This is a genomic window from uncultured Rothia sp. (assembly GCF_963555405.1).
In the GTDB taxonomy this organism is placed as follows: domain Bacteria; phylum Actinomycetota; class Actinomycetes; order Actinomycetales; family Micrococcaceae; genus Rothia.
On record NZ_CAUVVO010000004.1, the window covers coordinates 85189 to 109439 of the forward strand.

The window sequence follows — 24251 nt, forward strand, 5'->3', positions numbered from 1 at the left end:
CGTGGCAACCAAAGAATTTACGCACCTGCACGTGCACACCGAGTACTCCATGCTCGACGGTGCCGCGCGCCTGGGTGACTTGTTCACCTACGCTAAAGAACTCGGCATGAAGTCCATGGCGACCAGTGACCACGGCTTCCTCTTTGGTGCCTTCGACTTCTGGCGCCAGGCTAAAGCGCACGACATCAAGCCCATCATTGGTGTGGAGGCGTACTTGACCCCCGGCACGCACCGTACCGACCGTTCGCGTGTGCGTTGGGGCGACGGCTCCCGCGACGACGTCTCCGGTGGTGGCGCGTACACCCACATGACCATGTGGGCTGAGACTACCGAGGGCATGCACAACCTGTTCCGTGCCTCCTCGATTGCGTCGCTGGAAGGCCAGCTGTACAAGCCGCGTATGGACCGTGAGGTGCTGCAGACCTACTCGAAGGGCCTGATCGCGACCACCGGCTGCCCCTCCGGTGAGGTTCAGACCCGCCTGCGCCTGGGACAGTTCGACGAGGCGGTCCAGGCAGCGAGCGAGTTCCGCGATATTTTCGGCAAGGATAACTTCTACTGCGAGGTCATGGACCACGGTCTGGACATTGAACGCAACGTTCAGGAGGATTTGCACCGCCTCGCCAAGAAGCTGAACCTGCCATTCGTCGCCACCAATGACCTGCACTACACCCGTCAGGAAGACCACACCGCCCACGCGGCGTTGCTGTGCGTGCAGTCCGGCTCGACCCTCACCGACCCCAAGCGCTTCAAGTTCGACGCGGATAACTTCTACCTGCGCTCGGCAGAAGAAATGTACGCCCTGTTCGGCGACATTCCCGGCGCGTGCGAGAACACCCTCGAAATCGCTGAACGCTGCAACGTGGAGTTCAACACCAAGGCGAACTACATGCCGAACTTCCCCGTGCCCGAAGGCGAAAACGAGGAATCCTGGTTCGTGAAGGAGGTCGAGAAGGGCCTGCACTACCGCTTCCCGGACGGCGTGCCTGACAAGGTGCGCAAGCAGGCTGAGTACGAGGTGGGGGTCATTACCTCCATGGGCTTCCCCGGCTACTTCCTCGTGGTCGCCGACTTTATCAACTGGGCTAAGCGCAACGGTATTCGCGTGGGTCCCGGCCGTGGCTCCGGTGCAGGCTCCATGGTCGCGTACGCGATGCGTATCACCGACCTGAACCCGCTCGACCACGACCTGATCTTCGAGCGATTCCTCAACCCCGACCGCGTCTCCATGCCCGACTTCGATGTGGACTTTGACGATCGTCGCCGCGGCGAAGTCATCGACTACGTGACCGAAAAGTACGGTGAAGAGAAGGTCGCGCAGATCGTCACCTTCGGCACCATTAAGGCGAAGCAGGCGCTCAAGGACGCCTCCCGCGTGATGGACCAGCCGTACTCGGTCGGCGAGCGCCTCACCAAGGCGATGCCGCCGGACGTCATGGGTAAGAACATCGCCCTGGCGAACGTGTACAACGAAGAGGATAAGCGTTACGCCGAGGCGGCAGATTTGCGTGCCCTCATCGAGGACCCGGTCGATAAGATCTACGGCCAGGTGTTCGAAACCGCGAAGGGCCTGGAGGGCCTGAAGCGTCAGTGGGGTGTGCACGCTGCGGGCGTGATTATGTCCAGCAAGGACCTCGTGGACGTCATCCCCGTGATGCGCCGCGAGGCGGACGGCCAGGTCATCACCCAGTTCGATTACCCCACCTGTGAGGGCCTGGGCCTGATCAAGATGGACTTCCTGGGTCTGCGTAACCTTACCATCATCTCTGATGCGGTGGAGAACATTAAGGCTAACCGAGGCATCGACCTGGACCTTGAATCCCTCTCGCTGGACGACCCGGAATCGTACCGTCTGCTGGCGCGCGGCGACACCCTCGGTGTGTTCCAGCTCGATGGCGGTCCGATGCGCTCGCTGCTCAAGCTCATGGAGCCCGAGGAATTCGAGCACATTTCGGCAGTGTTGGCGCTGTACCGTCCGGGCCCGATGGGCGCGAACTCGCACACCAACTACGCTCTGCGTAAGAACGGTAAGCAGGAGATTGAGCCGATTCACCCCGAGCTGGAAGAGCCGCTGAAGGACATTCTGGACACCACCTACGGCCTGATCGTGTATCAGGAGCAGGTTATGGCGATTGCTCAGAAGGTCGCGAACTACACTCTGGGTGAGGCAGACCTGCTGCGCCGTGCGATGGGTAAGAAGAAGAAGGCGGAGCTGGATAAGCAGTACGCTACCTTCCACGACGGCATGATTTCTAACGGTTACTCTGAGGGCGCTATTAAGGCGCTCTGGGATATTCTGCTGCCGTTCTCTGACTACGCGTTCAACAAGGCGCACACGGCTGCGTACGGTCTGGTGTCGTACTGGACGGCGTACCTGAAGGCGCATTACCCGCAGGAGTACATGGCTGCGTTGCTGACCAGCGTGGGCGATAACAAGGACAAGCTCGCGCTGTACCTGAACGAGTGCCGCGCCATGGGCATTACCGTGCTCGCGCCGGACGTGAACGAGTCCACCCTGACGTTTGCCCCTGTCGGCGATGATATTCGCTTCGGTATGGGTGCGATTCGTAACGTGGGCGCGAACGTGGTTGAGGGCATGATTGCCGCCCGCGAGGAGAAGGGCCGTTACGAGTCCTTCAACGACTTCCTGAAGAAGGTGCCGCTGCAGGTGTGCAATAAGCGCACCATCGAGTCGCTCATTAAGGCGGGCGCTTTCGACGACCTGGGTCATACGCGCCGTTCCCTGTCCCTCATCCACGAGGCGGCAGTGGATGCCGCCGTGGCGGTCAAGCGTAAGGAGGCGGCGGGCCAGTTCGACCTCTTCGGCTCCCTCGGCATGGACGACGCCCTCGGCGACGAACTGACCGTGACCATCCCGGACGTACCCGATTGGGATCGCCGCGAGAAGCTGAACTTTGAGCGTGACATGCTGGGCCTGTACGTTTCGGACCACCCGCTGCGTGGCCTGGAGCGCGCCCTCTCTGATGCCGCAACCCACTCGGTACACGACATCATCGGCGAAGACTCGCACGTGCGCGACGGCGAAACCGTCACCATCGCGGGCATGCTCACCGGCGTTTCGCGCCGTATCGCCAAGTCCAGCGGTAACCAGTATGCCTCCGTGGAACTGGAAGACCCCTCGGGCGCAACCATCACGGTCATGTTCTTCTCCCGCGCCTACGAGACGATGGGCGCCGCTCTGGCGGACGACCTCATCTGCTCGATTCGTGGCCGCGTGCAGCGCCGCGACGACGGCAGCGTGAACATGAGCGCCCAGGAACTGCAAATCCTGGAAATCAGCGATGACGGCCGCGCCGCGCCCATCACCATCGTGGTTCCCGAGTACCTGGTGACCGAGGCGAACCTGAAGGAGCTGAAGGAGACCCTGCGCGACCACAAGGGCACCGCGGATGTGCGCATGCTCATCCGTACCCGCGATAAGGAGCAGCTGGTGCTGCTGGACGCGAGTGTGCGTGTGGAACCGAACCCGAGCCTTTTCGGCGAAATCAAGACGATTTTCGGTCCGAGCTGCATTCGACGCTAACAACACGCCCCGCTGAGGGGAATGACAGGGTGGATTCTGCATAGCAGAGTCCACCCTGAGCGTATATTCACTCACACCATACGGTGCATCCGCTGTATATCACGGTAGAATAGGTATAAATATTCTTGAGCGCTGTATACGCGGGCGCTAGCGCCCAGCCAAGGAGAAACGAATGTACTGCCCCTATTGCAAGCACACCGACTCGCGCGTGGTGGATTCCCGCACCACCGATGACGGCGCCGCAATTCGCCGTCGCCGCCAGTGCACCTCCTGCGCTCGCCGCTTTACGACCGTTGAAACCACCACCATTTCGGTGATTAAGCGTTCGGGCGTGACCGAGCCCTTCGACCGTTCGAAGATCGCCGCCGGCGTGCGTAAGGCATGCCAGGGCCGTCCCGTGGGTGAGGACGATTTGGCGAAGCTCGCCCAGGAGGTTGAGGAGCTGATTCGTGCCCGCGGTCTGGCGGAGATTAACGCGCACGAGGTGGGCCTGACCATCCTGGAGCCGCTATCGAAGTTGGACGCGGTCGCCTATCTGCGTTTTGCGAGCGTGTACCAGGCGTTTGAAAACCTTGAAGACTTTGAGGAGGCGATTGCGCGTCTGCGTGAGGACCGCATCGCCCAGTAACTGTCTAGCTCATAACGGCCTCATCTGCTAGCTAGCTAAGCTAGTTGCCGCTACAGATGAGCGGGGTATATAGAAGGGACCGCCTTCCGAATCATTCGGAAGGCGGTCCCTTCGTGTATCTGTGAAGCGCTATCCGAACCGGATAGCAGGAAGCAAAACCTTACGCTTCGCCGCGGCGCTTACGCTCATTCAGCATGCCGCCAGCCCACAGTGCCGCGCCCACGATACCCGCGTTGTTGCGCAGGGTTGCCATGACCATGGGGGTGCGGATGTGGTCCTCGAAGTACGGCATGAACTTCTCGGGGTTCTTGGAGATGCCGCCGCCGATGATGAACAGGTCGGGGGAGAAGAGCATCTGCACGTGGTCGAAGTAGCGGTACAGGCGCTTACCGTACTTCTTCCAGGACAGCTCGTGCACCTCGCGGGCGCGAGCGGAAGCCTGAGACTCAGCGTTGTGGCCGTCAATCTCCAGGTGGCCCAGCTCGGTGTTCGGAATCAGCACGCCGTCGTTAATCAGCGCGGAACCGATGCCGGTGCCCAGGGTGATGACAGCAATCAGGCCGTCGCGGTCGCGACCCTGACCGTAGGTTGCCTCAGCCAGACCGGCTGCGTCAGCGTCGTTGAGGCCGTAGACGGTGCGGCCGCCCAGTGCCTCGCTCATGACCTGCTCCAGGTCGGTGTTAATCCAGGAGTCGTCCACGTTCGCTGCGGAGAAGACCATGCCGTTCTTCACGACTGCGGGGAAGTCGATGCCGACAGCAGAGTCGGGGTCCGGTGCCAGGTCGCGGCTCTGCAGCTCGTTCACAACGCGCTGCACAACCTCTGCCACAGCCTCGGGGGTTGCGGGCTTGGGGGTGTCGATGCGGAAACGATCCGAGACGAGGTTGCCGGTGCGCAGGTCGACGATGCCGCCCTTAATGCCGGTGCCTCCAATGTCCACACCAATCTGCAGGTCCTTGGGGGTGGGGGCGGGCAGGTCGTTGATGAGGCTGGGCTCAGCGTAGTTAGCCATGATTCCCTTTCTTCCCTCCGCTCTCGCAGAGGAATATGTCTGTGGTATCGAGTGATATTGAATGGATAGTCCGGCAAATCTGCCGTAAAACTTAGATGCCTAAGGCAACTTAGGGGAGGGTGAGGATGTCCGCGCCGTCAGCGGTCACCACGAGGGTGTGCTCGAACTGGGCGGTGCGCTTGCGGTCGCGGGTGACCACGGTCCAGTCGTCATCCCACAGGTCCCATTCGATGGTGCCGAGGGTCAGCATGGGCTCGATGGTGAAAATCATGCCCTCGCGAATCTCGGTGTCGTAGGCGGGTGCCGCATCGTAGTGGGGGATGATGAGGCCCGAGTGGAACTCACGGCCCACACCGTGGCCGGTGTAGTCGCGGACCACGCCGTAACCGAAGCGAGCCGCATACTTCTCAATGACGCGACCAATCACGTTAATCTGGCGGCCCGGCTTCACAGCCTTAATCGCGCGGTTGAGGGACTCCTCGGTGCGCTCAACCAGCAGGCGGGATTCTTCGTCCACGTTGCCGATGAGCAGGGTCTTGTTGGTGTCGCCGTGCATGCCGTCAAGGTATGCGGTGACGTCCAGGTTGAGAATGTCGCCGTCCTCCAGCACGGTGGTGTCCGGAATACCGTGGCAGATGACCTCGTTCAGGGAGGTGCACACGGACTTCGGGTAGCCGCGGTAATCCACAGTGGAGGGGTACGCGCCGTGATCGCAGATGTACTCGTGGACAAGCACGTCAATCTCGTCGGTGGTGGTGCCGGGCACGCAAATCTTGGATGCTTCAACAATGGCGCCTGCCGCAATCTTGCCGGCTGCGCGAACCCGCTCAACTTCCTCGGGGGTGTACATGTTCGAGTCGTTACCCTCGTTGGCGGTGGGCTTACCCACGTACTCGGGGCGAACAATGTGCGAGGGGACCGGGCGCATGGGGCTGACGCGTCCGGGGGTCAGGCAACCGACGGGTGCACGACCGGGCTCTGCGGGAAGATTATGCGAAGTATTCGTTTTGGTTGAAGACATAGTTTCATCTTACCGGGCGTGGGCGGTTTGTGTCCCTTGCGCAGGCGCTAAAAAGCGGCGGATACATAAGCCGTACCTTTTTCCCAGATTGTGAATAAAATTCCATACACCCTAGCGGCAAAACCGCGCGGCAGGGTGCGGAGGAGAAGACATGAGAAAAGGGGAGGAACACCGCGATAAGCTTCGCCCGCCTCATTGCCACGAACCTGGGCGCGTGAGATGCTAAACATACCGGCTCAACACGTCGAAGGAGAACCCATGAGCGAGAAGAAAAACCACCTGAGCGAAGCTATCGAATCGGCGGTCGAGAAGACCCTGAACGCCGCGACCGACGCAACCAGCCCCCACGCTGACGAATACTGGTACAACCTCGCCACCGGTGAGGTTGAGCGAGGTCAGCAGAGCGCCGTCACCTCCCTGTGGGGCCCCTTCAAGACCTACGAGGAGGCGGCACACGCCATGGACCGCGCCCGCGAGCGCAACGAGGAGTGGGACAAGGACGGCGGCCTGCTCTAAAGCCCAACGAACTTCTGCACGCTTGTCTCTAATAGAGGTATCTATTAGATGCGGAAAACAGATACAGCAAGACCCCCAAACCCGGAACACCGGATGCGGGGGTCTTCGCTTTATCTCAAGCTATCTTCTCAACCTCAAGCCTATTCAAAGGTGTGCTCAGCCGCCGGGAACTCGCCCGAACGAACCTGCTCACGGTAGGCGCGCGCGGCGTCCTCCATGACCTGCCCGACCTGCGCAAACTGCTTCACAAAACGCGGAACGCGGCCGGAACGAACACCCATCATGTCCTGCCAGACCAGCACCTGACCGGTCGTCACATTCGAGGCACCAATACCAATCGTCGGCACAGTACCCACAGCCTCATCCACACGGCGTGCGGTCTCGGTAGTCACCATCTCCATAAGCACGCAGAACGCACCAGCCTCAGCCAACGCTACAGCATCCTCACGAACACGCTCGGCAGCCTCGCCACGACCCTGCACACGGAAGCCACCCAGGGCATGCTCCGACTGCGGGGTGAAACCAACATGCGCCACCACCGGAATACCGGTACGCACCAGGGCGCGAACCCACTCGGTCATCGACGCATCCGCCTCAATCTTGACCGCGTGCGCACCGCCCTCCTTCATCAGACGAACAGCACTCGCCACCGCCTGCTGCGGGGACTGCTCATAAGAACCAAACGGCAAATCAGCGACCACCATGGCGCGGGACGCACCGCGAGAAACCGCCGCAACCATCGGAATCATCTCATCCAGGGTAATGGTCAGGGTCGACTCATAACCGAGCACCACGTTTGCCGCAGAATCGCCCACCAGCAGCATCTCGATACCGGCGCGGTCAAAGACCTGCGCGGTCAGAGCGTCATAGCAGGTCAGCATGGAGAACTTCTGCCCGGTCGCCTTAGCCTGCGCCAGGTGAACGGTGCGCACCTTCTTGACGGCATCCAGGTCAAAAGGCTTCGCAGCAGAAGCAGTCGCGGGAGCATCCGCGGAGGTAACGGCAGGCTGTGCCGCGTAGGGCGAAGAGATCTCGGAAGAACGCTCAGTAGTCATGCTGACTATTCTAACCCTGCACGGCTCCAACCGGGCGTACCGCTCACCACGAGGGAACTGTCCCTAGTTCCAGATGAGGTTAATGTAGTAGGTCGGGAACGACGCAGCAGCGTTCTTATTCATCAGCTCCGGAATGGCGAGGGACGCATCCTCAAACTCACGCGGCAAATCGCGCTGAATGAGTGCCTGCTGCACCAGGGCATCCCAGTAGACCTGGGTGACCGAGTAGGTGCAGACTTCCTTCACGACGTCCTCCGCGTAGGACTCCCACGCCTTACGCGCCGCATCATCAGAGCCGAAGAAACCCTCATAACCCTGAGACAGACCCGTATCGCAGGCGCTCACCGCGTTCTTCGAGTACTGCAACCAGTAGCTGCGGCTCAGCTCATCCGAAGTGTTGAACGTAAACGCCTCATAGTCAGCCTTCAGCAGGGCGTAGGACGCCTGGATGGAACCGGCAAGCGGAGCGTGCGAGGAGAAGACAATAACGTCCAGAAGAGCGGCAATGTACTCCATCTGCGCCTTCTCGTACGCAATGCCGGAAGGCTGAACCGGACCCGAATGCATCTGCACCAGGCCCTCCACAGCGTTGATGAAACGCTGAACATCATTGGTTGCCTTCACCATCAGATTCAGCAGACGCTGAACACGCTGATAATCCTCAGAAATCTGCGAGAACAGACCGTAAGGCAGGATGCCGCGCTCCGAAGCTGCCGCCGCCAGAACCTGGCTCGTCAGACGCTGGCTTTCCGCCTCAGCCTTCGCCACGCTCAGCAGTAGGGCACCGCAATAGGCCAGGGCACGGCGATCCACGAGCTGAGGCTGCTGCTGATGCAGGGGCAGAAGACGTTCGTGAATCTGACGGAAAATCGCGCTCTGCGCCAGAGTCTTCTTACCCAGATCCTCAGTCTTCAGAAGCACGGTATCCGCCGAGAAATCACGCGGAACAAAACGGCGCGCGTCCTCAGCGGTAAACGGCGAATAGGGGCGACCCATCAGCGGCTGCAACAGCGACATCGTGGTAAACAGCGAAAAACGAGCCGACACCGGGTACAGCGAATCAGGGTAGTTCGGCGCATCCACCGCATTCACGCGCTCCGTGCACAGCGTCAGCCAGGTCTGCTCCACCGCCCGCTCAGACCTAACGCCAAGACCCATACCCAGGATGCCCTCGCCGAACGCCTCCGAAGGGAGCTTGCCGGGGTTCATCTGACGCACCTGCATCTGCGCCAGCGCCAGCTCCACCGTATAGTTCGCGCGGCGCTTCTTGCCCGCCTCATCAAGGTGCTGGAACGGACGCATACCCGCGATTTTCTGAGCGCGCGCCTGCGTGTGCAGCTCCTTGCTCATCGCAAACTGCTGCGGGTTACGCTGCATCATCTTCGACACCTCGTACGCGCTCTTACGGTTCAGCTTCTCACGGCGCTGAGCGCCCTCAGCCGACAGCGCATCATACTTGCCTCGCGTCGCGTGCACATACCAGGCACGAATCAGCTGAAGCGGCAGGAAGAAGAACGCGAACTTCCACGACCACGTAAACAGAAGAATCGGAATGACCGCAATCGAGCCCACACGACCCGTATAACCGAGCCAAATAAGCTCCACAAACGCACCCACCAGCGCAAAGAGCGCCACGGTGCGAGTCCTAAACGCCACGCGGGAGGGGCGGTCCAGCAGGTAGGTCGTGCCGCCAGACTTGTTGTTCCTCATGACCAGCGGGCCAAACGCCGCAATCGCCATGATGCAGGCCAGGTAAACAACGCAGAAAACAACCGGTGCCGCAATGAGTAGCAGCCACTCTAAACCGGTGGGGTCGGCAGCCACGATGCTGGTCGCCAACGGAAGCTGTACGGTCGCGGGAAGAAGAATGGAATGTCGCATACCCCCATTATCGCAAGGCGCCCCCGAACACGCCCCGCGAACCGTCATATGCCGACTATCTGGGCACATCCTAGACCCGCACAGCGGAAAAGGGGGGGGAGAGAGAAGCGGCACCCAACGCCGATTCAGATAGTGAGCCATCCGGCGCACGAGCGAGAATTTACACAAACGAAACCTCCCACCCGCGCGACGCACAGCAGAACCCGATAGGCTAGATAACAACAGGACACACGCCGGGGCAAGGAGGCGCCAGCACCGCTGGCACGCCGCCCGCCGGAACGACGGTGAAAACCGCTGAAGCTCAGCGGAACCCACCGGGTCGCTCCCGCACTATACATCCTCGTCTCGGCACACAAATCAGCGCGCCTCCGCCGCCCACAGACGGGTACCACGCGGATGCACGCCCGCACCGAGAGGGCAACTCATGGACCGCCAACAGGAATTCGTACTGCGCACCATCGAAGAGCGCGACATCCGCTTCATCCGCCTCTGGTTCACCGACGTGGTCGGCACCCTCAAGTCTGTCGCGCTCGCACCCGCCGAGGTAGAAAGCGCCTTCGATGAGGGCCTGGGCTTCGATGGTTCCTCGATTGAGGGTTTCTCCCGCATCTACGAATCCGACATGTTGCTGCAGCCGGACCCCTCCACCTTCCAGATTCTGCCCTGGCGCGGTGAAGAAGACTACACCTCCCGCATGTTCTGCGACGTGCTCACCCCCGACGGCGAAATCAGCGCCTCCGACACCCGCGGCGTGCTCAAGCGCGTGCTCAACAAGGCCGCGGAGATGGGCTTCACCTGCTACACCTCGCCCGAAATTGAGTTCTACCTGCTCGAATCCTCCAAGCTCGGCGCGGACGGATTCCCCGTGCCCGTGGACCACGAATCCTACTTCGACCACACCCCCGGCGGCATCGTGCAGGACTTCCGCCGCAAGGCAGTGACCATGCTCGAAGAGGTCGGCATCTCCGTCGAATTCAGCCACCACGAAACCGGCCCCGGCCAGAACGAAATCGACCTGCGCCACGCCGACGCCCTGCAGACCGCCGACAACGTCATGACCTTCCGCACCGTCATCAAGGAAGTCGCCTACTCGCTCGGCATGTACGCAACCTTCATGCCCAAGCCCTTCACCAAGTACGCCGGCAGCGGCATGCACACCCACTTCTCCCTCTTCGAAGGCGACACCAACGCATTCTTCGAAGCCGGTGCCGAATACCAGCTGTCCAAGACCGCACGCCACTTCATCGCCGGTGTGCTCAAGCACGCCCCCGAATTCACCTCGGTCACCAACCAGTTCATCAACTCATACAAGCGCCTCTGGGGCGGCGGCGAGGCACCCTCCTACGTCTCCTGGGGCCACAACAACCGCTCCGCACTCGTGCGCGTACCCCTGTACAAGCCGAACAAGATGCAGTCCGCACGCATCGAGTACCGCGGCCTGGACTCGGCATCGAACCCGTACCTCGCCTACGCGGTGATTCTCGCCGCCGGTCTGAAGGGTATCGAAAACGAGTACCCGCTCATGCCCGCCGTGACCGAGGATCTCGCCGCCATGACCAACGCCGAACGTCGTGCGATGGGCTACAACCCGCTGCCCGCATCCCTGCGTGAAGCTATTAACATCACCGAGGAATCCGAGTTCATGGCGGAGGTTCTGGGCGAGCAGGTCTTCGAACAGTTCCTGCGCAATAAGCGCGCCGACTGGGACCAGTACCAGGCTCAGGTGACCCCCTACGAGCTCAAGCACAACCTCGGTATCCTCTAATCGCTGGATCCTCTAGCCTCCTTTCGTGATGAGTGACCGCTGACAGCCTCAGGGCGGTACCCGCTACCGGTAACACGCCGGCGGGTACCGCCCACAGGTGTATCAGCATCGCTTTTTATCCCGCCGAAATTTTTACTCTCTACCCACGGTTCTACCCACAGTTCTCACGCTATGACTGACAGCTCTCACTACCCGGCCACCGGGCTCATCCGCATTGTTGACCCCGCCAAAGAACCCAAGCCGCTGACCGACATCGCCCCCGATGCGCTCGACGACGAACAGCGCGCCGAAGCCGAACGCAAAGCACAGCTGCGCCTGCACACCCGCATGATTGCCACCGGTTTTCACGACCCGTCCAAGGCGGAACGCTGGCTCAACGCGCCCGAACTGCAGCCTGTCTCGCAGGATGCGCTCTTTGCCGGGCTGCGCCTCGCACCCTCACCGGATATTGCCTTGCCAGCCCTCGTGCGCCTCATCGAAAAGCACCCGGCGGTCGCCGAGCGCGCCAACCGCGGCGAGGAAGAATTCGGCATGTACCGCCTACTCGGCGCATCCCAGGCGATTGGTGATTTCCTCTACCGCCGCCCTGAGCTCATTGACCCGCTCTTCGACACGCAGGTGTACCCCGCCGAGAGCGCGCTGATTCGCTCCCAGCACCCGGCGTCGATTCTGCCGGAAACCGATGGGGAATTCCTGACCCCCATCGCCCCGCTGGACACCCCCTACCGTCGCGATATCCTTACCGCCCTCGGCGCCGACCCCCACGCGGAGCGTCCGCGCGCTGCCGCAGAGCAGACCGGCAAGGACGGCTACGTGACCCTGCGCGTCGCCTACCGCGCCGCCCTGGCGCGCATCGCCCTGCTCGACGTGTGTTGCGAAGACCCGGTCGAAATGATGCCCACCATCGGTCGTCACCTCGCCGATTTGGCTGCCGCCGCGCTGGAGGGTGCGCTCGCCATTGCACGCACCGAAGTTGCGGAGGGGCTGGGCCCCGGCCTGGCGGCTCCTCGCCGAGGCGAAGCCGTAGACGCCCTGGACTTGGCGATTATCGGCATGGGTAAATGCGGTGCCCGCGAGCTGAACTACATCTCTGACGTTGACGTGGTGTACGTGGTCGCGCCGGTCGAACCCGCGCCCAGCACCGGGGCAGAGGGGGAGACCACCCCGCTCAAGCTCACCGAGAACGAATGTTCCACCATCGGCACGGAACTCGTGCACGCCCTCACCCGCGCCATCATGGGCCCCGCACCCGAACCCGCCCTCTGGGAGGTCGACGCGAACCTGCGTCCCGAGGGTAAGGATGGCCCGCTGGTTCGTACCGTCGAATCTTACGTTCAGTACTACAAGCGTTGGGCTGAAAACTGGGAGTTCCAGGCACTGCTCAAGGCGCGCCCCATCGCCGGTTCGGCGCAGCTGGGCGCCCGCTACGCCCGCGCCATTGACCCCTTCGTGTGGGAGTCTGCCGCCCGCGAATCCTTCGTGGAATCCGTGCAGGCGATGCGCGCCCGCGTGACCGACAATATCCCCTCGCACCAGGTGGACCGCCAGATTAAGCTGGGCCCGGGCGGCCTGCGCGATATCGAGTTCACCGTGCAGCTGCTGCAGCTTGTGCACGGTCGAACCGACCCCGCCGTGCGCACCAAATCCACTGTAGACTCGCTGGCCGCGCTGACGGCGGTCAGCTACATTAGCCGCACCGACGCCGAGGCGTTCAGCCGCGACTACAAGAAGCTGCGCGTGCTCGAGCACCGCATCCAGCTGCAGCAGCTGCGCCGCACCCACCTGATGCCCGAGAAGGACGCCGAACAGCGCGCCCTCGCCCGCTCGATTCTCTCCCCGGAACGCAACGGCACGCTCTCTGCCGAGCAGATGCTCAAGGCGTGGCAGAAAATTAAACGAAACGTCCGTTCTCTGCACGAGCGGATCTTCTTCCGCCCGCTACTCGCCGCCGTCTCCACGCTCAGCCGCGACGAAGTGGTCCTCAGCGAGCAGGCGGCACAGGACCGCCTGGCGGCGCTGGGCTACCGCGACCCGCGCGGCGCCATGCGCCACATCAAGGCGCTCACCACGGGCCTTTCCCGCAGCGCAGATATTCAGCGTCACCTCATGCCCGTACTGCTGGGCTGGTTCGCCCGCGGCGTGGACGCGGACGCCGGCCTGCTCGGCTTCCGCATCGTCTCCGAATCGCTCGGCAGCACCAGCTGGTACCTGCGTATGCTCCGCGATTCACCCGCAGCCGCCGAGCGCCTGAGCCAGCTGCTCTCCAGCTCGCGCCCCATGACCGACCTGCTGGAGGATGCATCCGCCTCCATCGCCTGGCTGGACAAGGTCGCCGACCTCAAACCGCTGGGGGAGGAGGCGCTCGCCTCCGAAGTTTCCTCGTTGCTGGCACGTCACGCTGATGCGGCTGAGGCGATGCGCGCCGTGCGATACCTGCGCCGCCGCGAAACCCTGCGCACCGCTATGGGCTGGACCCTGGGCATTGTCGACATTGAAGACACCTGCGCCGGTCTAGCCGCCATTGACGAGTGCACGATCGGTGCGGCGCTGCAGATTGCCCTGCGTGAGCTCCAGGCGGCACCGGAAGGTGCCGAGGGGACGGAGGCGGAGGAAGCAACGGGGGAGAAGCTTCTCACCCGCATCGCCGTCATCGGCATGGGCCGTCTCGGCGGTGCCGAGAACGGTTTCGGCTCCGACGCGGACGTCATGTTCGTGCACGAACCCCTCGACGGCGCAGATGAGGACGCCGCGCAGGAACAGGCGGCGCGCATCGTCAACCGCACCCTCGCCCTGCTCAAGCAGCCCGTCAAGCCCCCGATTCGCGCCGAACGTCCCCTCGAAGTGGACGCCGACCTGCGCCCCGAAGGCAAACAGGGCGCTATCGTGCGCTCGCTGGACTCCTACCGCTCCTACTACGAGCGGTGGGCTGAAACCTGGGAGTTCCAGGCGCTCACCCGCGCCCGCCCCATTGCCGGCGACGAGGAGCTTGGCGAGGCTTTTGTGGAGCTCATCAACCCGTACCGCTACCCGGTAACCTTCACGCCCGAGCAGGTGCAGCAGATTCGCCGCATGAAAGCGCGAGTGGAAAACGAACGTATGCCGCACGGTGCCGACCGCACCCGCCAGCTCAAGCTCGGCCGCGGTGGCCTCTCCGACGTGGAATGGCTCGTCCAGCTCGTGCAGCTGCGCCACGCACACGCCGTGCCGGGGCTGCGCACCACCTCCACGCTGAAGGCGCTGAACGCGGCGGTTGAAGCGGGACTCGTCGAAGCTGCGGATGCAGAAATCCTCAGCGGTGCCTGGCTGCTCGCCACCAAGATCCGCGGCGGCAACGTGCTACGCGGTGTGCGCCAATCCGACACCCTGCCCTCGGGCCGTGCCGACCTGGAAGCAATCGCCCGCTGGTGCGGATACCCCGCCGGCAGCGCACGCGCCCTCGAAGAGGACTACCTGCGCCAAACCCGCAACGCCCGCAAGGTCTACGAGCGACTCTTCTTCGAAGAACTCTAAAAATCGCAGGCGCGGATTTCATAGGGGAGGGGCGGGGAACCAATTGTGGCTCCCCGCCCCTCTTTCTGCGTTTTTCTGTGTTCTCTGAAATTTTTCTGCGGACTTTACTCTCCCAACTCTTGCGGCAACCAGAACAGTATTCGCCTAAAAACCCGAAAATGTGACCGGCACCATGAAAATAAATTTTGCTAACATGTCCCAAAAAAGAGACAAAATACCCCGTTCTGCCCCGGAAACACGCGGAACACCGGGTGTCCAACAAGGGATTTGGCAAACACTCAAAAACCCCGTATAGTATTTACCTGTCAGCACGACGGAGCGAAAAACTCCATCGGAATGATTCAAATTGAATACGCTGATATGCGGTTGTAGCTCAGTTGGTAGAGCACCACCTTGCCAAGGTGGATGTCGCGAGTTCAAGTCTCGTCAACCGCTCGTAAGGACTCCAAGAGTTCGAACGCGTTCCCTTGTGGAGCGTATGCGGTGAGGTGGTCGAGTGGTTAGGCAGCGGCCTGCAAAGCCGTGTACGCGGGTTCGAATCCCGTCCTCACCTCGCAACAAAACAACTGTTTTGTGAGCGCGATTGGCGCAGCGGTAGCGCGCTTCCCTGACACGGAAGAGGTCACTGGTTCGATCCCAGTATCGCGCACAAATGAAAACCCCTTAGCTTTACGGCTAAGGGGTTTTGTATTTAACTTTTTGGTTTTGGTTTTGGTTTTGGTTTAGGTTTAGGTTTAGGAGAGGTAGCGTCCTCCTTGTTCCTACAGGGAACCCGCCCTCGCTTCGCTTCGGGCACCCTGATGTCACGACGGAGGACACCACCCCTCCACCCTCTACGCAAGACACTTAGCCTCGGTTTAGTAAGTGCGGGGCTTGGGTGCGCGATACCGGTATAACGAACTGGAGGGGGAGGGGGCTGTCGCCTTCTCAGCCTTTCGCTGGCTCCGCCAAATAGGTGGGCTGAAATTGCGGCTCAGCGCCGCACCTTCCGAAAGCGACATCAGGGTGCCCGTACGGGCGCTCTCCGCAGCGAAGCAAGGAAGAGCGGAGCGTCCGGGCGTGGCGGGTTCCCCTGCAGGAGCGCAGGAAGAGAGCGGCGCGGAAGCCTATACACCTCCGACATGACCAAACGCTTTGCACGCCGCGAATACCTCCGATACCCTAATGGAGGAAATCTACACTCACAGATACACCGCCGTATCACAAAGGAACACCCATGAAATTCCTCAAAGGGCTCGGCATCTTCTTCGCCGTATGCCTCGCCTTCTCCCTCTGGTACGTCATCCTCGGCGCCGCCATCATCGTGCTCATCGCGGGCATCATCATGACCATCCGCAAAAACCGGTACTTCGCAACCCCCGAATTCCAGACGCACCGCCAACGCACCGCCACACTCGCCAGCGAATACAACGAAGTCGCCAGCTACGTACACGACATCTACACCCACGGAATCTACGAACTCGGCGCCTCCACCAACGGCATGTACAGCCACCTCGCCACCGTCGAAGTTCAACAACCCAAAACCTGGCAGACGCTGCTGCGGAAGAAACCCGAAGAACGCCACCCGCACGTCTACAACTCTTCAAAACAGGTCGTCCTCGAAGCCGAACGGGACCCCATCGGCAGCCTCACCAAATACTTCCACATCGAAGCCGACCTGCAAACCCTCAAAGACGTGCAGCGCCTCTCCGACGATATCGCGCGTCTAGAAACCGCCGTCGACAACGTGCGACGCCGCGAAGACGACATGCTCGCACACATCAACCCGCCCCAATTCATCACCAAGCACTATGCCGACGAGTTCTGGGACAAACTCAACGTCTGCCACGTAGGGCTGACCGTGCCATACCCCGTCTATCGCTTCGAATACACCTCAATCAACGGCAAAGAAAACCGCGCCGTCACCGTCACCCTCGACACTCCGACCCTCGACGCGCTCTCCGAAACCCTCGAACGCAAAATACGCTGGGCATGGCCCGAAGGCGGCAAACGCACCCTCATGACCGCCCAGCTACGCCAACGCATCAAAGAACGCGACAACTACACCTGCCAAAACCCCGGATGCGGCAACTCCATCATGCGTGAACGAATCCTCATCCTCGAGGTCGTCCATAAGGTGCCGCTGTCCGAAGGCGGCAACAATGAGCCCGAGAACCTGCAGACCCTCTGCTGGCGTTGCGTGCGCGGGCAGAACTTGCGGCTCGCATAGACCCACTGAGTGATAATCAGTGAAATTTACGTTAAGGCTGAGGTTAAGGGTATTCTTTTCCTCGGCGTTGATTTTCTTTCCACAGCAAGCAAATCGAGGCTCGCCTGGTTTCAAATAAAGTCGCGCCGCAAACACATCACCCCACCTGAATAAAGGGCATACCATGTCTACTTCCCTGACCCGCCGCAAGCTCGTCGCTGGCGCAGCCTGGGCGGCACCGGTCGTCGCAGCCTCGGCAACCATCCCCTCCTACGCGGCATCCGTCGCCGCCACCAACGACTGCATCCTGGCGGCAAACCCGGCGTACAGCATCTCCGGCACCGACGAAGGCGCCAAGACCGTGCAGAGCTTCGCCGTTCCCAATAACGTCTACAAGCTCCGCTTCGAACTGGTTGGCGGCGCGGGTGGCACCAACAACCGTATGACCCCGGCGGGCTCCGGCGCGAAGGTCACCGGCATCATCCCTGTCACCCCCGGCTCCACCGTGCAGATCATCGCCGCGGCAGGCGGTATCGGCGACGGCTCCCTCACCCCCACCGCCGGCGGTGAAGGCTACGGCAACGGCGGCTCCGTACCCGCCTACACCATCCCCGCCAACGTCACCGCGCAGGTCGACGCAAAGTACGCTGACCCGGCAAACTCCAAGAGCCAGGTCTACGCCGCATCCGGTGGCGGCTCCTCCGCACTGCTCATCGACGGCACCGTGGTAGCGGTTGCAGGCGGCGGTGGCGGCGCGGGCATGACCAGCTCCGGCGTGTCCTACGCGGACCCCTGGTACTCCAACCTCGACGGCCAGATCGACGCAGGCGTGGCGGCCCTCGGCTCGGACGCGTCCCCGCAGTTCGACGCGGCGGGTAGCGCCTCCGCAGCGGCAGGCTCCAACGGCACTCCCGGCTACGAAATCTACAAGGCTGAACACTCCAAGGTGCTGACCTACAACTCCGGTTTCGGCGGCGCAGCGGGCGTAGGCGGTGCAGGTGGCGCGGCAGGCACCCTGCCGGCAAGCGGCCCCATCATCGGCTTTGAGACCACCAACAACCAGGTTCTGTTCAGCCAGTTCGTTGCCGGTAACGCGGGCACCAACGGCTTCGCAGGCAACGGCGGCGACGGTGCGGGCGCATACTCCTACCAGCTCGACGAGAACCCCGCCAGCGTGCATGAGAAGGGCACCTACGAGGACCGCAGCTGGGACCTGGACGTCTACAACGACGAGGGCGCGTACGCACAGAACTTCAACGGCTACCAGTCCGTGGTGTCCGGCGGCGGCGGCGCAGGCTACGGCGGCGGCGGTTCCGGCGCGGCGCAGTCCGTCTCCTCGATTGTGCTGACCCAGAAGTGGCTGAACAGCCCGACCGGTGTGCGTCAGGGCCTCGGCTACACGATGCAGGGTGGCGCTGGTGGCGCGGGCGGCTCGTACATCGCCCCGTCCGTGACTGATGGCTCCATCGTTTCGGCTGAGAACGCGCCGCAGTGGATGCGCGAGCGCGGTAACGGCTCCGTGACGGTAACCTTCTGCGAGGCGGCTGCCTAACCGTTTCTTACGCTGAGTTGGCTGAGAGGCGGTGCGCCGCATGTTTCCTCCGCGCCTACGCAGGGGCACCCGTCACCCGGACGCTCCGCCCCTCCTTGCTTCGCTGCGGAGAGCGTCCGTGTGACACCCTGAGGGCGCTTCCGGAAAACACGGCTACACCTGCAACACAAGCAAAGAGCCCCCACACGAGGTAATCGTGTGGGGGCTCTTTGCTGTTCACAGCGCAAGCTGAGCCGGGAACCTACCGCGGAAAGACGGTGTCGTCCGTAGCGACATCAGGGTGCCCGAGCTCTGCGAGGGCGGGTGCCCCTGTAGGAGCGAGGACGAACACCGCCATCCGCGCAAGCCGCAGACAACCCGCAAGCTCACAATCTAACGCTTGATAGCGTCCAGCGCCTCACGCTGAGCCTTCGCAATGCGCTTCTCAGAGACCGTGTAGGCGGTGCCGAGCTCCTGGGCGAAGAAGCTGACGCGCAGCTCCTCAATCATCCAGTTCACGCGGCGGAGCGCATCCGGAACGATGGTGCCAGCCGGCAGCGACTTGACCGCGTTATCGTAGGAGTCTTCCAGATCTTGCACGGTGAGCATGAGCTGGTTGTCGCGGTGCAGGTTCGGGCCGAGCTTGGTCAGGCGCACCTGGGCGGCCTTGAGATAGCGCGGCAGGTGAACCAGCTGGTCGTATCCGGTTTGTGCGACGAATCCGGGGTAGACCAGGTTTTCCATCTGTGCCTTCACGTCGGAGACGGCGTGCATGGTCGTCAGCGAGGTTGCCTTCTTGATTGCCTTCTTCAGCGCGGTGGCTTCGGAGAGGATTTCGGCGACGAGCTTGGTGACGTCGAAGACCGTCTCGATGAGTTCGGCGCGCACGTGCTCGTAGAGTTCGCTGTATTCGGCGTGCGTGAAGATGGGCGTGTGCGGCACGAGGTGGTCGAGTGCCGCGACGGTGCAGTCGCGAATGAGCTCGTCGATGGAGCCGTGCGGGTTCTGCGTGAAGACGATTTTCTCCTTGTGGGAGAGGTGTTCGCTCACGTAGCGCACGGGCGAGGGCACCTGCAGCTGCAGCAGGCGGATGATGCCGCGGCGCTGCGCGTGGAGCTGTTCGGCTTCGGTGGGGAAGATGCGCAGTCCCACGCTGGTTTCTTCGTCTACGAGGGCGGGGTAGCCGTTGACTGCCTGGGTTGCGATGATGCGCTGTACCTTGCGGGGGATTTCTCCGTTGGGGAAGAGGTTGGCAGGGAATTCGGTGAGGCCGCTGATTTCGCGCACTCCGCCGGATGCATCCGCGTTGGCAGGGGCACCCGGGTTCTTCGCGCTCTTCCTGGCAGAAGTTGCCGAGCCGCCCGAGTTGTCGGAGCTGCCAGAACCACCCTGGGCGAGCGCCACCATTTTCGCCATGGCCTCGTCGGACGCGCCGAGCGAGTCGGCGAGGGCGCCGCGAATCTCCTTGTGGAGCTGCTGCTGTAGGGCGCGCAGGTCCTTGCCTTCGCCCAGGATTTTGTTGCGTGCGTTGCGCACCTGGAAGCCCATCTTTAGGTGCTCGGGCACGGCGTCCCAGTTGAAGGCTTCGGGTTCGACGACCACGCCGCGTAGACGGCGCAGCACGAGCGCGAGGGAGGGGAGCAGCTCGTCGGTTGCGGGGGAGTAGTCTTCCTCGAGGGCGGCGCAGGCGGCGCGCGCCACGTCGGGCGCGGGCACGAAGTTGCGTCGAATCGCCTTGGGCAGCGACTTGATGAGCGCGGTCACGAGCTCGTGGCGCAGGCCGGGAATCTGCCAGCGGAACGGTTCGGGGCTCAGCTGGTTGAGGAAGAGGATCGGCACCTGCACGGCCACGCCGTCGCGCTTGGCGGCTTCGGTGCGGGCGCCTCCCACACCGGCGGTGGGGGCGTATTCGTAGCGCAGGTCCAGGGTGAGTTCGCCGCTGTCGGTGCGCTGCACCCACTGGCGCGGGAACTGGGAGTCGTCGTAGTCGGCGGCTTCCTCGTTGATGAGCTTCTCTGGGTTGAAGTCCAGGAAGTTGTCGTCTTCGAGGCGTGCCTGCTTCCACCACTTGTCGAAGGCGCGCACATCCGTCACGTGGGCGGGGATGCGGGCATCGTAGAAGGCGAAGAGCACGGAGTCGTCCACGCGCAGGTCGCGGCGGCGCAGGCGTGCCTCAAGCTCTTCGACCTCGGCGAGGGCGCGTTGGTTGCGCAGGTAGAACTTGTGCTGGGTGTGCCACTGGCCTTCGACGAGGGCGGACTGAATGAAGATTTCGCGGGCCGCGGCGGCGTCCACGCGGGCGTACTGCACGGGGCGGTCGGCGTAGATGGTCAGGCCGAAGAGCGTGCCCTTGGCGTAGGCGACGGCCGCGCCGGAGCTGAGGGACCAGTGCGGTTCGGAGTATTGCACGCTGATGAGGTGCTTGCCGACCTCTTCGATCCACTGCGGTTCGATGGCGGCGTTGGTGCGCGCCCACAGGCGGGAGGTTTCGACGAGTTCGGCGGAGAGCACCCAGTCGGGGCCCTTCTTGAACAGGCCGGAACCGGGGAAAATCGCGAACTTGGTGCCGCGTGCGCCGAGGTATTCGCGGGGGCCGCGGGTGCGTCCCTTGGAGTCCTTTTCGCGTTCTTCCTTGACGCCCACGTGCGAGAGCAGGCCGGTGAGCAGGCTCTTGTGGATGTCGACTTCGTGCGCGGAGGCGTTAATATCGCGGCCGCCGCTGGCATGAATGTTGGCGGTTCGGCCCATTTCGCGCAGCTGGGCGAAGAGGTCCTGCCACTCGCGGATGCGCAGGTAGTTGATGAACTCGCGGTGGCACATCTTGCGCAGCTGCGAGGAGGAGAGCGCCGCCTGCTGCTCGTTGATGTAGTCCCAGAGCAGCAGGAAGGAGGAGAAGTCGGAGGTGTCGTCGACGAAGCGGGCGTGCATGGCGTCGGCTTCTGCGCGCACGTCGGCGGGGCGTTCGCGCGGGTCCTGGATGGTCAGGGCGGCGGCGAGCACCATCATTTCCTTGGCGCAGTTGCGGCGGCCGCCCTCGATGATCATGCGGGCCAGACGCGGGTCCACGGGGAATGCCGCCATGGCTCGGCCGATGGCGGTGAGGGTTGCGCTGTTGTTACCGCCTCGTCCCTTGCGGCGGGTGCGTTCGGTGAGCGCGCCGAGTTCGCGCAGCAGGTTCACGCCGTCGTTGATGGCGCGGGATGCGGGCGGCTGTACGAACGGGAAGCGGGAGATGTCACCGGGTTCGCGGACCACGCCGATGGCAATCATCTGCAGGATGACGGCGGCGAGGTTGGTGCGCAGAATTTCGGGGTCGGTGAACTCGGGGCGCGAGTTGAAGTCTTCCTCGGAGTAGAGGCGGATTGCGATACCGTCGCTGACGCGGCCGCATCGACCGGAACGCTGGTTGGCGCTTGCCTGCGAGATGCGTTCGATGGGCAGACGCTGCACCTTGGTGCGTGCCGAGTAACGCGAGATGCGCGCGGTGCCGGTGTCGATGACGTACTTGATGCCGGGCACGGTCAGCGAGGTTTCGGCAACGTTCGTGGCGAGCACGATGCGCGGGCGGGAACCGGGGGAGAACACGCGGTGCTGCTCGGCGAGGGAGAGACGCGCGTACAGGGGCAGCACCTCGTAGTTCAGGCGCGGGGACTTGGCGACCATCGCCTCGATGGCGTCCTTGGCGTCGCGGATTTCGCGCTCGCCGGAGAAGAAGATGAGGATGTCGCCGGGCGCTTCCTTGGAGAGTTCCTTGATGGCGTCGAGGATGCCGTCGGTGGGGTCGTGGTCGTCTTCGATTTCGTCGTCGCTGAGGTAATCTTCCTCGTCGAGCGGGCGGTAGCGGATTTCCACGGGGTAGGTTCGGCCGGAGACCTCAATGATGGGCGGCGCGTCGTCGGGCAGGATCGCTTCGGCGATTTCGCGTTCTTCGGCGCTGAGGTTTTCGTCAACGATACCCTTGCCCGGCACGTAGCTGGGGGAGAAGTGGCGCGCGAAACGTTCCGGGTCGATGGTCGCGGAGGTAATAATGACCTTCAGATCCGGGCGCTGCGGCAGGATGCGCTTGAGGTAGCCGAGGATGAAGTCAATGTTCAGGCTGCGTTCGTGCGCCTCGTCAATGATGAGGGTGGAGTAGCGGCGCAGCAGCTTGTCGTTCTGAATTTCGGCGAGCAGAATGCCGTCGGTCATGAGCTTGATGGCGCTGTGTTCGCCGACCTCGGAGGTGAATCGCACCTGGTAGCCGACGGTTTCGCCGATTTTCTGGCCGAGTTCTTCGGCGATGCGTTCGGCGACGGAACGCGCGGCTAGGCGGCGCGGCTGGGTGTGGCCGATAAGGCCCTTCTCGCCCAGGCCCAGGTCGAGGCACATTTTGGGAATCTGGGTGGTCTTACCGGAGCCTGTTTCACCCGCGATGATGACGACCTGGTTGTCACGGATCGCGTTCATGATGTCTTCGCGGCGTTCGCTGACGGGCAGCTCTTCGGGGTAGGTGATGACCTCGGGAATGAGCGGCTCGTAGCGGCGCGGGGCGGGGCGGTTCTGCTGCTGGTTACCGTTGTTGCCGCCCTGCTGGTTGCCCTGCTTGCGGGCGCGGTTGGTGCCGCCTCCGCGTCGGTTGGAGCGGGAGGCGCTGTTCTTCTGCGCACCCTTCTTCGGGGCGCCGTTTTTTACCGCGTTGTTCTCAGTAGTTTTATCTGCGGTTTTTTCAGCGGTCTTTTCGGAGGATCGTACCTTTGCCGCGTGGATTGCGGCTGCCATGCTCGCCATGGTGGGGGCGGTGCGGGGCTTCGCCGAGGAGGGGCGCTGGGACTTGGAAGTATCTGCGTGTTTCTTCGTGGATTTCTGCTCAGACATATCCTATCCAGTGTACTCGCCTTGCCCACGGTGGGCTTGAGCTGTGCTTTGTTTGTCATATTTGGGTTTGTTCGCGGGTGCCCGGAGTACGCGGCGGCGGAATACTGACCCCGGGTGAACAGTTAAGATACAATAAATAGCATCAAATGTTATCTAAAGAGTTAATAATTATTCATTTATATTTTAGGTACCGCAGATGCGAATTAACTGCGCATCTTAACTTTCTTTCGATAGTTTCGTTCAACTGCTACAGTGGTGAATAACACAGTAACGAAGGAGTGACTATGCCATCACCAAAGACGTACCCGGCAACGCGTGCTGCAGTGTTGGATTGCTGCGAAGACGGACAGCACGAAGAAATTCACCACCGCTGCGAAGAACTCTTCCAAGCCCTCGTTCACGCGAGTCTGCGCACCCACTTCGACCGCCTCAGCGCCGAAGAAACCCTCTACCTGGTCACCGGCGACGGCGAGCGCGTACAGATTTCCCCCGAAATGTACGGACCCCTCACCTCCGTAGCGCGCGCATTCGCCGACCGCAAGGATGTCTGCGTGGTTCGCCAGGACCGCCTCATGACCACGCAGGAGGCGGCAGACTACCTGGGTGTATCCCGCCCGACCGTTGTTCGTCTGCTGGAGCGCGGAGATATTCCGTTCGAGCGCATTAACACGCACCGTCGCGTTGCATTTGACGACCTCGAACGTTACCGCCTCGAGCACGAATACGTGAACCGCCGCGTTCGCTAA

General features: G+C 62.3%; 13 protein-coding genes and 3 tRNA genes. 11 read left to right on the top strand and 5 right to left on the bottom strand.

Annotated elements, in window-relative coordinates:
* The first annotated feature begins 1 nt into the window (after position 1).
* Both dnaE and nrdR read left to right on the top strand, forming a co-directional pair.
* Positions 2 to 3544, top strand: a complete 3543-nt coding sequence (gene dnaE / locus RWL87_RS04245) for a DNA polymerase III subunit alpha (protein WP_313969025.1) — start codon at positions 2 to 4, stop codon at positions 3542 to 3544.
* Positions 3545 to 3716: 172 nt separating this feature from the next.
* Positions 3717 to 4172, top strand: a complete 456-nt coding sequence (nrdR, locus tag RWL87_RS04250) for a transcriptional regulator NrdR (protein ID WP_005506525.1) — start codon at positions 3717 to 3719, stop codon at positions 4170 to 4172.
* 160 nt (positions 4173 to 4332) lie between these two features.
* On the opposite strand, the gene ppgK is transcribed toward nrdR, so the two are convergent.
* Positions 4333 to 5184, bottom strand: a complete 852-nt coding sequence (gene ppgK, locus RWL87_RS04255) for a polyphosphate--glucose phosphotransferase (protein ID WP_049326903.1) — start codon at positions 5182 to 5184, stop codon at positions 4333 to 4335.
* A 109-nt stretch (positions 5185 to 5293) separates the two neighbouring features.
* Positions 5294 to 6205: a type I methionyl aminopeptidase gene (gene map / locus RWL87_RS04260; RefSeq protein ID WP_049354871.1), complete on the bottom strand. Its 912-nt coding sequence runs from the start codon at positions 6203 to 6205 to the stop codon at positions 5294 to 5296.
* Positions 6206 to 6463: 258 nt separating this feature from the next.
* On the opposite strand from map, the gene RWL87_RS04265 reads away from it, so the two are divergent.
* A complete protein-coding gene (locus RWL87_RS04265; protein ID WP_313969026.1) occupies positions 6464 to 6721 on the top strand; it encodes a hypothetical protein in 258 nt (85 codons plus the stop codon).
* Positions 6722 to 6861: 140 nt separating this feature from the next.
* Here RWL87_RS04265 and panB read toward each other — a convergent pair whose 3' ends face one another.
* Complete coding sequence (gene panB / locus RWL87_RS04270) at positions 6862 to 7776, bottom strand: 3-methyl-2-oxobutanoate hydroxymethyltransferase (protein WP_313969027.1); 915 nt, start codon at positions 7774 to 7776, stop codon at positions 6862 to 6864.
* Between the two features lie 63 nt (positions 7777 to 7839).
* Positions 7840 to 9657: a geranylgeranyl pyrophosphate synthase gene (locus tag RWL87_RS04275; protein ID WP_313969028.1), complete on the bottom strand. Its 1818-nt coding sequence runs from the start codon at positions 9655 to 9657 to the stop codon at positions 7840 to 7842.
* 424 nt (positions 9658 to 10081) lie between these two features.
* On the opposite strand from RWL87_RS04275, the gene glnA reads away from it, so the two are divergent.
* The 7 genes from glnA (at position 10082) to RWL87_RS04310 (ending at position 18672) form a co-directional block, all read left to right on the top strand.
* Positions 10082 to 11422, top strand: a complete 1341-nt coding sequence (gene glnA, locus RWL87_RS04280; protein WP_049354867.1) for a type I glutamate--ammonia ligase — start codon at positions 10082 to 10084, stop codon at positions 11420 to 11422.
* Between the two features lie 171 nt (positions 11423 to 11593).
* On the top strand, positions 11594 to 14932 hold the full coding sequence (locus RWL87_RS04285; protein ID WP_313969029.1) for a bifunctional [glutamine synthetase] adenylyltransferase/[glutamine synthetase]-adenylyl-L-tyrosine phosphorylase: 3339 nt from the start codon (positions 11594 to 11596) through the stop codon (positions 14930 to 14932).
* 362 nt (positions 14933 to 15294) lie between these two features.
* Positions 15295 to 15367, top strand: a tRNA-Gly gene (locus tag RWL87_RS04290).
* A gap of 47 nt (positions 15368 to 15414) precedes the next feature.
* A tRNA-Cys gene (locus RWL87_RS04295) sits at positions 15415 to 15485 on the top strand.
* A gap of 24 nt (positions 15486 to 15509) precedes the next feature.
* A tRNA-Val gene (locus RWL87_RS04300) sits at positions 15510 to 15581 on the top strand.
* Between the two features lie 567 nt (positions 15582 to 16148).
* Complete coding sequence (locus RWL87_RS04305) at positions 16149 to 17141, top strand: HNH endonuclease signature motif containing protein (RefSeq protein WP_313969030.1); 993 nt, start codon at positions 16149 to 16151, stop codon at positions 17139 to 17141.
* 163 nt (positions 17142 to 17304) lie between these two features.
* Positions 17305 to 18672 carry a hypothetical protein gene (locus RWL87_RS04310; RefSeq protein WP_313969031.1) on the top strand — a complete coding sequence of 456 codons (1368 nt, stop codon included), beginning with the start codon at positions 17305 to 17307 and terminating at the stop codon, positions 18670 to 18672.
* 372 nt (positions 18673 to 19044) lie between these two features.
* Here the strand turns inward: RWL87_RS04310 and hrpA are convergent, their stop codons facing one another.
* Entirely contained in the window at positions 19045 to 23505 is a 4461-nt protein-coding gene (gene hrpA / locus RWL87_RS04315; RefSeq protein WP_313969032.1) for an ATP-dependent RNA helicase HrpA, read from the bottom strand.
* A gap of 284 nt (positions 23506 to 23789) precedes the next feature.
* On the opposite strand from hrpA, the gene RWL87_RS04320 reads away from it, so the two are divergent.
* Complete coding sequence (locus RWL87_RS04320; protein WP_049354863.1) at positions 23790 to 24251, top strand: helix-turn-helix domain-containing protein; 462 nt, start codon at positions 23790 to 23792, stop codon at positions 24249 to 24251.